This is a genomic window from Tepidimonas taiwanensis, assembly GCF_020162115.1.
Taxonomy (GTDB): Bacteria; Pseudomonadota; Gammaproteobacteria; order Burkholderiales; family Burkholderiaceae_C; genus Tepidimonas; species Tepidimonas taiwanensis.
Genome location: NZ_CP083911.1, coordinates 2,151,544 through 2,164,442 on the forward strand (window position 1 = coordinate 2,151,544; position 12,899 = coordinate 2,164,442).

Annotated in this window: 11 protein-coding genes and 1 pseudogene; 5 read left to right on the top strand and 7 right to left on the bottom strand. The window is 70.0% G+C overall.

What is annotated here, in order from left to right:
• Window positions 1–5 precede the first annotated feature (5 nt).
• Entirely contained in the window at window positions 6–2,375 is a 2,370-nt protein-coding gene (locus tag LCC91_RS10235) for a penicillin-binding protein 1A (protein WP_143897332.1), read from the top strand.
• A gap of 27 nt (window positions 2,376–2,402) precedes the next feature.
• On the opposite strand, the gene cyaY is transcribed toward LCC91_RS10235, so the two are convergent.
• Complete coding sequence (cyaY, locus tag LCC91_RS10240; protein WP_043703651.1) at window positions 2,403–2,732, bottom strand: iron donor protein CyaY; 330 nt, start codon at window positions 2,730–2,732, stop codon at window positions 2,403–2,405.
• Window positions 2,733–2,748: 16 nt separating this feature from the next.
• On the opposite strand from cyaY, the gene lptM reads away from it, so the two are divergent.
• Window positions 2,749–2,988, top strand: coding sequence for an LPS translocon maturation chaperone LptM (lptM, locus tag LCC91_RS10245; RefSeq protein WP_082007744.1), 240 nt, complete (start codon window positions 2,749–2,751; stop codon window positions 2,986–2,988).
• Window positions 2,975–4,276, top strand: coding sequence for a diaminopimelate decarboxylase (lysA, locus tag LCC91_RS10250; protein ID WP_043703649.1), 1,302 nt, complete (start codon window positions 2,975–2,977; stop codon window positions 4,274–4,276). The genes lptM and lysA overlap by 14 nt, the downstream gene beginning before the upstream one ends.
• On the opposite strand, the gene LCC91_RS10255 is transcribed toward lysA, so the two are convergent.
• From LCC91_RS10255 to LCC91_RS10275, 5 genes are all read right to left on the bottom strand, one after another.
• Entirely contained in the window at window positions 4,233–4,874 is a 642-nt protein-coding gene (locus tag LCC91_RS10255; protein ID WP_224440913.1) for a protein-methionine-sulfoxide reductase heme-binding subunit MsrQ, read from the bottom strand. The genes lysA and LCC91_RS10255 overlap by 44 nt on opposite strands.
• 9 nt (window positions 4,875–4,883) lie before the next feature.
• The gene (msrP, locus tag LCC91_RS10260) at window positions 4,884–5,870 is read right to left on the bottom strand and encodes a protein-methionine-sulfoxide reductase catalytic subunit MsrP (RefSeq protein ID WP_043703643.1); all 987 of its coding nucleotides are present in this window, start codon (window positions 5,868–5,870) and stop codon (window positions 4,884–4,886) included.
• A 14-nt stretch (window positions 5,871–5,884) separates the two neighbouring features.
• Window positions 5,885–7,249, bottom strand: a complete 1,365-nt coding sequence (gene ccsB, locus LCC91_RS10265; protein WP_082007743.1) for a c-type cytochrome biogenesis protein CcsB — start codon at window positions 7,247–7,249, stop codon at window positions 5,885–5,887.
• 15 nt (window positions 7,250–7,264) lie between these two features.
• Window positions 7,265–9,388, bottom strand: a complete 2,124-nt coding sequence (locus LCC91_RS10270) for a cytochrome c biogenesis protein ResB (RefSeq protein WP_143897331.1) — start codon at window positions 9,386–9,388, stop codon at window positions 7,265–7,267.
• 178 nt (window positions 9,389–9,566) lie between these two features.
• Window positions 9,567–10,181 carry a c-type cytochrome gene (locus LCC91_RS10275; protein WP_043703640.1) on the bottom strand — a complete coding sequence of 205 codons (615 nt, stop codon included), beginning with the start codon at window positions 10,179–10,181 and terminating at the stop codon, window positions 9,567–9,569.
• Between the two features lie 99 nt (window positions 10,182–10,280).
• Here LCC91_RS10275 and yihA point away from each other — a divergent pair, with 99 nt between their 5' ends.
• Together yihA and LCC91_RS10285 are read left to right on the top strand one after the other, a co-directional pair.
• Window positions 10,281–10,946, top strand: a complete 666-nt coding sequence (gene yihA, locus LCC91_RS10280) for a ribosome biogenesis GTP-binding protein YihA/YsxC (RefSeq protein WP_052231799.1) — start codon at window positions 10,281–10,283, stop codon at window positions 10,944–10,946.
• A 44-nt stretch (window positions 10,947–10,990) separates the two neighbouring features.
• Window positions 10,991–11,918, top strand: a pseudogene (locus LCC91_RS10285) (alpha/beta fold hydrolase).
• On the opposite strand, the gene LCC91_RS10290 reads toward LCC91_RS10285, so the two are convergent.
• Window positions 11,898–12,737: a lysophospholipid acyltransferase family protein gene (locus LCC91_RS10290; RefSeq protein WP_043704091.1), complete on the bottom strand. Its 840-nt coding sequence runs from the start codon at window positions 12,735–12,737 to the stop codon at window positions 11,898–11,900. The pseudogene LCC91_RS10285 and the gene LCC91_RS10290 overlap by 21 nt on opposite strands.
• Window positions 12,738–12,899 lie beyond the last annotated feature (162 nt).

Sequence of the window (12,899 nt, forward strand, 5' to 3'; positions counted from 1 at the left end):
CGTTGATGCCCACCGACACACCCTCTCCACCGTCACCCCGTCCCCGGTCCGGGTTGCGGCGATGGGTGTTCTCAATCGTCGGTGTCTTGGGTGCGTTGTCGTTGTCCGCCGCGATGCTGCTGGCCATCGGTCTGGCGATGGCCTACCCCAACCTGCCGGATGTGAGCGAGCTGGCCGACTACCGGCCCAAACTGCCGCTGCGCATCTACGCCCGGGACGGCACTTTGTTGGGGGAGTTTGGTGAGCAGCGCCGCATCGTCGTGCCTTTTGAGGACATCCCGCCCGTGATGATCAACGCGGTGCTCGCCATCGAGGACGCGCGCTTCTTTGAGCACAGCGGGGTGGACTACCGCGGCCTGCTGCGCGCGGCGCTGGCCAACCTCGGCGAGGCCAAGAGCCAGGGGGCATCCACGATCACGATGCAGGTGGCGCGCAACGTCTACCTCTCCAGCGAAAAGAGCTACCTGCGCAAGATCTACGAAATCCTGCTGACGTTCAAGCTCGAGCACCTGCTGACCAAGGAGCAGATCCTCGAGATCTACATGAACCAGATCTTCCTCGGGCACCGCTCGTACGGCTTCGCGGCGGCGGCGCGCACCTACTTCGGCAAGTCGCTGCAGGAGCTCACGATCGCGGAGGCGGCGATGCTCGCCGGCCTGCCCAAGGCGCCGTCGGCCTACAACCCCATCAGCAACCCCAAGCGCGCGCGCGCGCGCCAGCTCTACATCATCGACCGCATGCTGGAAAACGGCTTCATCACCGAAGCCGAGGCCAAGGCCGCGCGCGAGGAGCCGCTGCGGCTGCGCCGCCCGCAGGAGGCGGAACAGGCCCTGCACGCCGAATACATCGCGGAAATGGTGCGCCAGGCCATCGTCGAGCGCTACGGCGAAGACGCCTACACCGCCGGGCTGCAGGTGCACACGACGATCGACGCGGGCCTGCAGCGCGCCGCGTGGCGCGCGGTGCGCCAGGGGGTGCTGGCGTTCGAGCGGCGCCAGCACTACCGCGGGCCCGAGCGCTTCATCGAGCTGCCGCAGGAACCCGCCGCGCGCCAAGCCGCAATCGACGACGTGCTGGCCGCGGTGCCGGACGAGGAGCCGCTGCTGACCGCGGTGGTGCTGTCGACCGATGCGCGCAAAGTGGTGGTGGTGCGGGGCGACGACACACCGATCGAGATCACCGGCGCCGGGCTGGAGTCGGTGCGGTCGGGCCTGAGCGCAACCGCGCCGCCAAACCTGAAGCTGCGCCCGGGCGCGGTGGTGCGCGTCGCCAAGGACGCGCAGGGGTGGTACCTGACGCAGCTGCCGGAGGTGGAGGCCGCCTTCGTCGCTGTCGACCCGCGCGATGGCGGCATCCGCGCGCTGGTGGGGGGGTTCGATTTCGAGCGCAACAAGTTCAACCGCGTCACGCAGTCCCAACGCCAGCCGGGTTCGAGCTTCAAGCCGTTCATCTACTCCGCCGCGCTGGAAAAGGGCATCATGCCCGCGACGGTGGTCAACGACGCGCCGCTCTTCTTCCCGGCCAGCGTCACAGGCGGCAAGCCGTGGGAGCCGAAAAACTACGACGGCCAATACGAGGGGCCGATGACCATCCGCACCGCGCTGGCCAAGTCGAAGAACATGGTGTCGATCCACGTGCTGCGCGCGGTCGGCACGCAGTCGGCGCAGGCGTGGATCACGCGCTTCGGGCTCGATCCGGCCAAGCACCCGCCGTACCTGACGATGGCGCTGGGGGCGGGTGCCGTTACGCCGCTGGAGATGGCCGCGGGCTATGCGGTGTTTGCCAACGGCGGGCACTATCTGCCGCCGGTGTTGATCACCCGCATCGCCGACGCCAAGGGGCGGGTGCTGCTGGAGGTGCCGCCGCGGGCACCGGACGAAGCCAACCGCACGCTGCCCGAGCGCAACGCCTTCGTGATGAGCCAGCTGCTCAACGAAATCACCCGCTCCGGCACCGCGGCGCGGGCACAGGCCGTGCTCAAACGGCCGGACCTGTACGGCAAAACCGGCACCACCAACGACTCGCAGGACGCGTGGTTTGTGGGCTACCACCCGACGCTGTCTGCCGCGGTCTGGTTGGGTTATGACCAACCGCGCAACCTCGGGCGGCGCGCCACCGGCGGTGGGTTGGCGCTGCCGATCTGGATCGACTTCATGGGGCAGGCACTGCGCAACACCCCCGTGCAAGAAATTGCGGTACCAGCCGGCGTCGCTTTTGCCGGCGGCGACTGGCTGTACCAGGAGTACGCCGACGGCAGCTACGTGCGGCGTCTCGGCTTCGACGACGCGGTCGGGCAGCCGCCGGAGGGCGCGCCGCCGGACGGTGGCACCGACCCCGGCGAAAAACGCGGGATCCTCGACCTGTTCCGGCAGTGAGCGGCCGGTGCCCCTCAGGGCGCCCCCTCAAGGCGTGAAGGTCAGCGGCACGCCCGCCTGGGCCGACGCCTCGCGCGACAGATGCGCGAAAAACTCCCCGGCGCCCTTGGTGTCCATCCAGCGCTCGCCGTCGAAGCGGTAGTGGTAGCCGCCGGAGCGCGACGCCATCCAGATCTCGTGCAGCGGCTTTTGCAGGTTGATCACGATCTGGCTGCCGTTGCGAAAGGTCAGCGTCACCATCCCGCCGACGCGCTGGTTGTCGATGTCGGCGTCCGTCGTTTCGTTGAGGCGGTCGCAGTTGAGCTCCACCGCCTTGAGCACGGCTTCGGCACGGTCCAGGTATTCGAGGTCGGTCATCACTACAATCGCGCGGATGCTGAGAGACCGCCGCATTGTAGGAGCCCGGTGGTGGCTGTGCGCCGCGGGGCTGGCTTTGTCCCTGTCGGGGTGTGGTCAGAAAGGCCCGCTCACGCTGCCGCCCGAGCCTGCCACCGCCGCGCCGCCGACAGGCGCCCCCACCGCAGCAGCCGACGCGGCATCCGACGCGGCGGCCCCGTATCCGTCACCCTCCTCCACCGCACGCGCCCAGGCCACCCCCCATGCCCCACGCTGACACCGCCGCCCCGTACCTGCCGGGCGCACCGTTTTTTGCCTACCGCGACGGCGAGCTGTGGGTGGAGGGCGTGCGCGTGGCCGACCTGGCGCGCGCGCACGGCACGCCGTTGTTCGTTTACTCCGCGGCGGCGATGCGCGCCGCGGTGGCCGCCTACCAACGCGGGCTGGCCCGGCGCGACGCGCTGATCTGCTACGCGATGAAGGCCAACTCGACGCTGGCCATCCTGGAGGTGTTTGCGCGCGCGGGCTGCGGGTTCGACATCGTCTCGGGCGGGGAACTCGCGCGGGCGCTGCGCGCGGGTGCGGCACCCGACAAAATCGTTTTTTCGGGCGTGGGCAAAACGCGCGCCGAAATGCGTGCCGCCCTGCAGGCCGGCATCGGCTGCTTCAACGTCGAGAGCCGCGCCGAACTCGAGGTCCTCGATGCGGTCGCGCGGGAACTGGGTGTGCGCGCGCCGGTGAGCCTGCGCGTCAATCCGGACGTGGACGCGCAGACCCACCCCTACATCTCTACGGGCCTGAAGGACAACAAATTCGGCATCGCGCACGACGAGGCGCTGGACGCCTACCGGCACGCGGCGGGCCTGCCCGCCCTGCAGGTCGTCGGGATCGACTGCCACATCGGCTCGCAGATTACCAGCACCGGCCCGTACCTGGACGCGCTGGAGCGCGTGCTCGACCTGGTCGAAGCGATCGAGGCTGCGGGCATCCCGCTGCACCACCTGGACCTGGGCGGCGGGCTGGGCATCGAGTACCGCGGGGAGCAGCCCCCCGCGGCCGACACCTTGTGGCAGGTGCTGCTCGCCCGCCTGGATGCCCGCGGACACGGCCACCGGCGGCTGCTGCTCGAACCGGGCCGCTCGCTCGTGGGCAACGCCGGTATCTGCGTCACCCAAGTGCTCTACACCAAGCCGGGTGCCGCGAAAAATTTCCTGATCGTCGACGCGGCGATGAACGACCTGCCGCGCCCGGCGATGTACGAGGCCTACCACGCGATCGCGCCGGTGCGCCCGCGCCACGATGTCCCCGAGGTCGTGTGGGACGTCGTCGGCCCGGTGTGCGAAAGTGGCGACTGGCTGGGCCGCGAACGGGCGCTGGCCGTGCAGGCCGGCGACTGGCTCGCGGTGGGCTCCGCGGGCGCCTACTGCATGAGCATGGCGAGCCACTACAACAGCCGCGGCAAGGCGGCGGAAGTGCTGGTCAGTGGTGATCGCGCCCAGCTCATCCGCGCCCGCGAATCGGTCAGCGACCTGTGGCGTCAGGAGCGCGCGCTCGCGCTCGACTGATGGCGTCCCACACCCGCCAGCCCAGCAGCACCGCCAGGATCCCCGCGTAAACGGCCACCTCGCCGTAGAGCCGCTTGCCGCTGCGCATCCAGAAAAAGTGCAGGACGGCGAGCACCGCGACCGCGTACACCAGCCGGTGCAGCCGCCGCCAGCGCAGTGCGCCGAGCCACCGGATCGCCGCATCGAACGAAGTGGCCGCCAGCGGCAATAACCCCAGAATCGCGAGCATCCCAACGAGGATGAACGGGCGCTGGGCCACGTCATGCAACACCGCACGCACGTCCCAGCCCTGATCCAGCCACGCGTACGCCGTCAGGTGCACGGTGGCGTACGCGAACGCCCACAGCCCCAGCCCGCGGCGCCAACCCGCCAGCGCCCCCCAACCCGTCCAGCACCGCAGCGGCGTCACCGCCAGCGTCAGCCACAGGAACCGCAGCGCCCAGTCCCCGAGGCCGCGGATCAGCGCCTCGGCCGGATGGGCTCCCAGCCGGTCGGCCAGGGCCATCGCCCACAGCCACAGCGCCGGCACGGCACACAGCGCCAGCGCCCACGGCTTGGCCGCACGTAACGCGCGGTTGACGCTCACAGCGGCCGGCACGGTTCGGTTTCAGTAATGGCGCCGCAGGTCCATGCCCGCGTAGAGGTGACCCACCTGCTCCGCGTAACCGTTGAACGGCAGCGTCTTGATGCGCGGCGCAAACAGCCCGCCCTGCCCCAGCCGCCGCTCGGTGGCCTGGCTCCAGCGCGGGTGTGGCACGTCCGGATTGACGTTGGCGTAAAAGCCGTATTCGTGCGGTGCCGCCACGGTCCAGGCCGTCGCGGGCTGGCGCTCGACGAAGCGGATGCGCACGATGGACTTGCTACTCTTGAAGCCGTATTTCCACGGCACGACCACGCGCAGCGGCGCGCCGTTTTGCGCGGGAAGCAGCTCGCCGTAGAGCCCGAAGGTCAACAGCGTCAACGGGTGGCGCGCCTCGTCCAGCCGCAGCCCCTCGACATACGGCCACAGCAGCACGTTCGAGCGCAGGCCCGGCATACTCTCGCGGTCGGCCAGGGTGTGGAATTCGACGTACTTGGCGCTGCCCAGCGGCTGCACGCGCTCGATCAACGCCGCGAGCGGATAGCCGATCCAGGGCACCACCATCGACCAGCCCTCGACGCAGCGCAGCCGGTAGATGCGCTCCTCCATCGGCGCGAGCCGGAGCAATTCGTCGATGTCGAAGGTACGCGGCCGGGCGACGAGCCCGTCGACCTGCACCGTCCACGGCCGCAGCCGCATGCGGTGCGCCAGACGCGCGGGGTCTTCCTTGTCGACGCCGAATTCGTAGAAATTGTTGTACTGCGTGACCAGCTCGTGGGGCGTCAGCGCCTCGACGGTGCGCGCCCCGGGCACGGTGCTGGGGGTGGCGAGCAGCGGAGGCCGCCGACCGGGACGGGGCGCGGGATCGACGACCGCGGACGCTGTGCCCGCCGTTACCGGCTGCGCGGCGGGAGCCAAAGCCGCCCCCACCGACAGCCCCGCTGCCCGCCGCAACCACGCGCGGCGGTTCTCGTACACCGCGCGCGGGGTGATCTCGCTGGGCCGCGGCGTCATGGCGGAAACCCGCGTCAGAGCGACCCGTAGCTGTGCAGGCCGCTCAGGAACATGTTGACGCCGAGGAACGCAAAGGTCGTGATCCCCAAGCCGACCAGCGCCCACCACGCCGCCACCGTCCCGCGCAGCCCTTTCATGAGCCGCATGTGCAGCCACGCCGCGTAGTTGAGCCAGACGATCAGCGCCCAGGTCTCCTTCGGGTCCCAGCTCCAGTAGCCGCCCCACGCCTCGGCGGCCCACAGCGCACCCAGCACCGTCGCGATGGTGAAGAACGCAAAGCCGACGGCGATCGCCTTGTACATCACGTCATCGAGCACCTGCAGGCTCGGCAGCCGCTCGGCGATACGCCGGCGCGCGGCGAGGATGCCGCCGACGATCAGCGCCGACACCCCGAAGTAGATCGACCAGTAGACACCGCCCTTCTCGGCCGCGCCCTGGCGGAACACGAGCGGCTCGAAACACAGCACGATGCCCAGCAGCCACAGCGGCGCGAGCTTCCACCAGCGCGTCTCGGCGGCGCTTTGCTTGATCAGGTAGGCGAACGCCAGCATCGCCGCGATCGCAAAGGTGCCGTAGCCGATGAAGTTCGCGGGCACGTGCAGTTTCATCCACCAGCTCTGTAGCGCGGGCACCAGCGGCTGGATCTGGTGCGCCTCGCGCACGACGGTGTACCACAGCAGGAACCCGACCGCGGCGCTGACGATCAGCATCGCGAACGCCCCCATACGGCGGGTCTGGTAGCGGTCCTCGTAGTACAGGTAGTACGCCGCAGTCAGCCATGCGAACAGCACGAACACCTCGTACAGGTTGCTGACCGGGATGTGACCGATGCCGGGGCCGATCTGGTGGCTCTCGTACCAGCGCACCATCGTGCCCACCAGCGCCAGCGTCACCGCCACCCACGCGAGCCGCGAACCCAGGCGCTCGGCCGTGTCGCCGCGCGGTGCCAGCAGCCCGATCCAGTAGAACACCGTGCTCATGAAAAACAGCACGCTCATCCACAGGATGGCCGACTGGCTGGACAGGAAATATTTCAGCAGGAAGACCTGATCGGCACGCGCGAGGTCCGCGCGCCCGTCCACCTGGTACAGGCCGATCGCGAGCAACGACAGCGCCCCGACGACGACGGTGAGCGGCTGCACCGGGCGCCAGAACCACGCCAGCGCGATGAGGCTGGGCGCCGTCCCCGTCAGGATGGCGCGCTCGTAACCGTCCATGCGCTCGCCGTACACCGCGAACGCGACCACCGTCGCCACCACGACCAGCGCTGCGTACAGCCAGTCCCAGCGCGTGCGCCGCGCCAACCAGCCGCGCCACCCGGCGGTGGCCTCGGTGCCCCTTTGCCGGTGCAGATCGATCGTCTCCGTCATCGTCGTCATGTCACGCGCTCCGTCTCAAGGCGAAGTCAACAAAGCCCGCAGGCGTTCGAAAGCCCGGTCGTCGTCGAGCAGCTTGCGGTTGCTCGACAGCGCCATCGTGGCGCGGGCGCCGCCGTCCTGCGGTGCCAGCCACACCCACAGGCGCCGCTCACGCACGTACAGCATCGCAAAAACGCCCACGATCAGCAACACGCACCCGAGATAGACAATGGTCTTGCCAGGGGCACGCGCCACCTGGAAGACGCTCGCCTGCACCTGCTCGAAATCCTGCAGCTGCAGCACCAGCGGCGCGGGGTAAAAGAACGCGTCGGAGAGGCTCAGCACCGCCTGCGTCATGAAGTTCGCGGTCTTGTCGTCGCGCGCGGCCGCGGGCAGCCCGGCACGCTCGCGGCTGAGCTGGTACAGCTCGAACAGCGTGCCGTTGAGGATGCGCAGCAACACCTCGCCGGCGCGTTCGCGCTCGGCTTCCGGGACGTTGGCCTCCATGAAGGCCGACAGCGCCTGCAACCCGCCCAGCCGGGGCGCGCCGCCGTGCGGCAGGCGCTCGATCTCCGGGTCCTCGCCCGCGAAGAGCGCCAGCGCGCGCTGCGCCGATCCGGCCAGCGCCTGCGCCACCGGCGCCGGCTGGCCCTGCGCCGCCTGCGCGACGTAGCGGCGCACCGCCTCCGCGCGCATCGACGGATCGGCCAGCGCCGCGCGTAGCCGCAGGAAGCCGTCCATCGCGTCGTTGTCGTCCACCGGCACGCGCAGGTAGCGGAACGGCTCCGCGGGGCTTTCGCGCACGCCCAACAGGTACACGCGCTGCCCGTCCAGCTCGATCGGCAGCATGTAGTTGTGGTACTCGCGCGCCTGGCCGGCCTCGTCGCGCAGCTTGTAGGTGACGCTGGGGCCGACGTTGCGCAGCGTGCGCTCACTCACGGTCTTGTGACCCGCGCCGAGGCGCGCCTCGATCGCCTGCCGCAGATCGACCGCGCGCACGTCGGTGGCGGCGGCGTTGGCGCTGCCCATGTTCTCGACATTGATGACGCGCAGCCCCGTGAACTCGAGCCGCAGCCGCTCGCTGCCGTTGGTCAGCGTGGTCGCCTCACCGATGCGGCCCTGCACCTCGAACGGCCGCACGCTCGCCCCCATCGGCAGCGCCCGCAGCTTGACGAGCGAGCCGCCGTCGTCGAAGCTGGATTGGTAGATCTGGATGCCGCGGTGCTCCACCGGGTGGTTCACCTCGACCCGCGCCGGCCGCGCCTCGCCGGTGTAGCGGTCGTGGATCACGATGTCGCTGGCAAAGAGCCGCGGCATGCCGGTGTCGTAATACTCGACGATGAACTTTTTCAATTCGACGTCGAACGGCAGCTCCTGCAGGATGACGCCTTCGGGCTGCGCGAGCACCGCCACACCGGCGCGCGTGCCCTCGGTGACCAGCAGGTTGCCGCGGAAGGTCGGGTTGGCGTCGCTCAACCGGTGCTTGTCCGGCACCTCGGCGATCGCGCCACCGCCGCGAAACGGCTCCTTGCCGCCGAAGGCCATCTGCAGCCGCACCATCAGGTCACCGTCGAGCAGTCCGCCGATGCAGATGACGACGATCGCCGCGTGCGCCGCGAGGTAGCCGATCTTGTTGGCCGCGCCCGCCTTGGCCGCCACCATCCAGCCCGTGCCGGTCGGCGTCTCGCGCGACTGCAGCCGCACCTTCCAGCCCTGCGCCACCAGCGCCTGACCGATGCGCTCGGCCGCCGCCCGCGGGGCCTCGGGCAGCTCGGCCTGCGCCTTGTGGTGAAAGGCCTGCAGACTGCGCTCGTGCACGTGCTCCTTGAACTGGCGCAGGTCGGCCATGATCTTGGGCGTGTTGCGCACGATGCACAGCGTCGTGCTCACGACCAGAAACGCCAGGATCAGCAGGAACCACCACGCGCTGTAGACCGCATACAGGCTCAGCCGGCCAAACACCTCGGACCAGAACGGCCCGAACTGGTTGACGTAGTTGTTGATCGGCTCGTGCTGCTTGAGCACCGTGCCCACCACCGACGCGATGCAGATCACCGTCAGCAGCGCGATCGCAAAGCGCATCGACGACAGCAGCTCGACCACCGCGGCCAGTCGGCGGGACTGTGTCGGAATTTCGATACCGGCGGTGGAGGCGCTCATGCGGAGGGTCGGGACAAAAAAGGCAGGCCGTCAACGGGCCTGCCTCGGCTCAGATACGGGGACACGGGGTTGGTTCCACGTCCAGCGGACGGCTCTCGCGCCCTATATTACCGGATACTGATATTTGACGGAGCCGCGACATCGGTGACCCGCCGCCCCGTGGGGTCGCGCCGACCGATCAGCGCAGGCCGGCGATGTAGTCCGCCAACGCCGCGATTTCGGTATCCGTCAGGTAGCGCGCGATCTCGTGCATCGGCTTGTTGTTCGCGCGCTCGTTGGAGCGGAACGCCTTGAGCTGCGCGGCGGTGTATTCGGCGTGCTGACCGCTCAGGCGCGGATACTCGGCCGGAATGCCGCTGCCGCTGGGGCCGTGGCAGCCCGCGCACGCGGGGATGCGGCGGTCGACGATGCCGCCGCGGTAGATGCGCTCGCCCAGCCGCACCAGCTCGGCGTTCGTCGAGAAGCCGGTCGTCGCCTTCTGGCTGGCCAGCCAGTGGGCGATGTCGACCATGTCCTGATCCGACAGCTGGGCGGCGAAGCCCGCCATGATCGCGTTCGCGCGCTTGCCGGATTTGAACTCCTTGAGCTGCTTGATCAGGTACTCCGGGTGCTGCTGCGCGAGCTTCGGATTCGCCGCGGTGGTCGAGTTGCCATCGGCCGCGTGACAGGCCACGCAGACCTGGCCGAACAGGGCGGCACCGCGCTTGGGGTCGGGCTGGGCCGATTGGGCATGTGCAGACCAGGACAGGGTGGCCGCCAACACGGCGCCGATGAGCGTGACGATGGGCTTCATGGTAGGGACGCGGGAGAGGCGCAAAAACACGCGTGTCCTGCCGACGGGGCGGACGCACGACGAGACGTGATGGATTCTACAATGCCGGCACCTGCGCCCATGACCGAACCATCCCCCACCTCTGCCCCGATCGACGCCGCCGCGCGTGCCCGCGCGTGGCTGCACACCGCCCGCTTCCTGACCGAAGCACCGCAACTGCCGCACCTGCCAGCGCTCGACGTCCCCGAAATCGCTTTCGTCGGCCGCTCCAACGCCGGCAAGTCCACCTGCATCAACACACTGGCGCAGCAGCGGCAGCTCGCGTTCGCCTCCAAGATGCCGGGCCGCACGCAGAGCATCGTGCTCTTCGCGCTGGGCAAGGGGGGGCAGACCGACGCAGTGCTGGCGGACCTGCCGGGCTATGGCTACGCCGCCGTCCCGCAGGCGGCCAAACGCCGCTGGCAGCAGGTCATGGCGAACTACCTCGTCAGCCGTCCGAACCTGCGCGCCGTCGTCCTGCTGTGCGATGCACGGCTGGGCCTGACCGAGTTGGACGAGGCGCTGCTCGAGATCATCCGCCCCCGCGTGGAACAGGGGCTGGATTTTCTGGTGCTGCTGACCAAGGCGGACAAGCTCTCACGCCAGGAGCAAGGCAAGGCGCTGTCCATTGCGCGACTGCAGACCGCCGGCGGCGATGCGATGCTGTTCTCGGCCCTCAAGCGCCAAGGCGTGGACGCGGTCGCCCAGCGCCTGTGGGACTGGGCGCACCCCGCCCCCGCGGCCTGACCCCGGTGCGGCGGGCCCCTCATGTCACCCCGGAGCCCGCTGCCATGATCGACACCTTTGACCTCGCCCTGCCGCACGGCATCACGCTGAGCGTGCGCGCGGCCGGCCAGCCCGGCCGGCCGGTGCTGCTGTTCCTGCACGGCTTCCCGGAAGCCGCGTTCGTCTGGGACGAGGCACTGGCGCACTTCGCGGCCCCCGAACACGGCGGCTGGCGCTGCATCGCGCCCAACCTGCGCGGCTACGAGCGCTCCAGCGCGCCCCCCCAACGCCGACGCATACCGGGCGCGCCACCTCGTGCAGGACATCGCCGCGCTCATCGACGCGGTGACCGCCGCCGGCCCCACGCCCGGGCGGGTGGCGGGGCTGATCGCGCACGACTGGGGCGGCGCGGTGGCGTGGAACCTCGCCGCCACACAGCCCGAGCGGCTCGAACGGCTGGTCATTCTGAATTCCCCGCACCCCGGTACCTTCTGGCGGGATCTGCGCGAGTCGCCCGCGCAGCAGGCCGCCAGTGCCTACATGAACTTCCTCTGCCGCCCCGAGGCGGCCGAGCGCCTGCGCGCCGATGGCTACGCCAAGCTGTGGGCCTTTTTTCGCGGCATGTCCGACACGTCGGCGTGGCTGACCCCAGCCTTGCAAACCCAATACGAGGCGGCGTGGGCGCACGGCCTGCAGGGGGGACTGAATTACTACGTCGCTTCGCCGCTGCGCCCGCCGACCGCGGACGACCCGGCCGCCGCCGGCGTGACGCTGCCGAATGCCCTGCTGCACGTGCGCGTGCCCACGCTGGTGATCTGGGGCATGCGGGATCAGGCGCTGCTGCCGGGGCTGCTCGATGGGCTGGACGCGTGGGTTCCGGATCTGCGCATCGAGCGCCTGCCCGACGCGTCGCACTGGCTGCTGCACGAGCGCCCCGCGCGGGTCATCGGACTGATCGACGGCTTCTTGGCGTCAGCGCAGCGCGCGGGGTGACTTGTAACGCGCATAGCCCCACAGGTACTGCGACGGCGCCCGGGCAATGAGGCGCTCCATCGCGCCGTTGATCTGGGCGGCCGCCTGCGCGGGATCGGCCGCCAGCGGCGCGTCCATCACCTGCGCCCACGGCTGCACGTGCACCACGTAGCCCCGCCCCCACGGCAGCCGTTCGCCCCACGCGAGCAGCACCTGCACGCCGGGCTGCTGCGCCAGCCGCGCGGCCAGCGTCATCGTGTACGCGGGGCGGCCGAAAAACGGCGCCCACACGCCGAGCCCTTCGGGCGGCACCTGATCCGGCAACAGGCCCACCGCCTCGCCGCGGCGCAGCGCGTGCATCAACTGCCGCACACCGGCCAGCGTCGTCGGCGCGGCCGCCATGCCGGGACGCCGGCGGGCCCGCTGCAGCAGCGCATCCAACGCGGCCTGACGCGACGGGCGGTACAAAACGGTAATGGGGGCATGTGTCCCGAACCGCTCGGCGTAGGCGCGTGGCGTGACCTCGAAGCACCCCAGGTGCGGCGTCAGAAACAGCACCCCGCGGCCCTGCGCCAGCGCCGCGTCGATGTGCGCCGCCCCCTCCCAACCCACGGGCACCGGCGGGCCGAACCACAGGCGTGGCAGCTCGGCCACCTGCTGCCCCGCGGCGCCGACCGACGCCCAGCGCGCGCGGCCGCGCAGCCCGGCGAGCCGGGTGTGCGCCCACCAGCGCCGTCGGTAGGTGGGCGAGGCCAGCCACACCACCCACCCACCGAGCCAGCCCAGGGCGTGCAATGCCCACAGGGGCCAGCGGGCGAGCAAGAGGAACAGGCGGGTCATCAACATGGACATGCAACGCAGCGGGTGCGCCTGCGAGCCCGGCGGGTACAATCGCACCCATCGCCGAGTTACCGAACTACTTGCGGGCGATTCACAAATGCCGCTAAAGCGTTCGCCATCACACCCTTGACACGGGCCCGGCGAAACGCCGGCACCCAACAT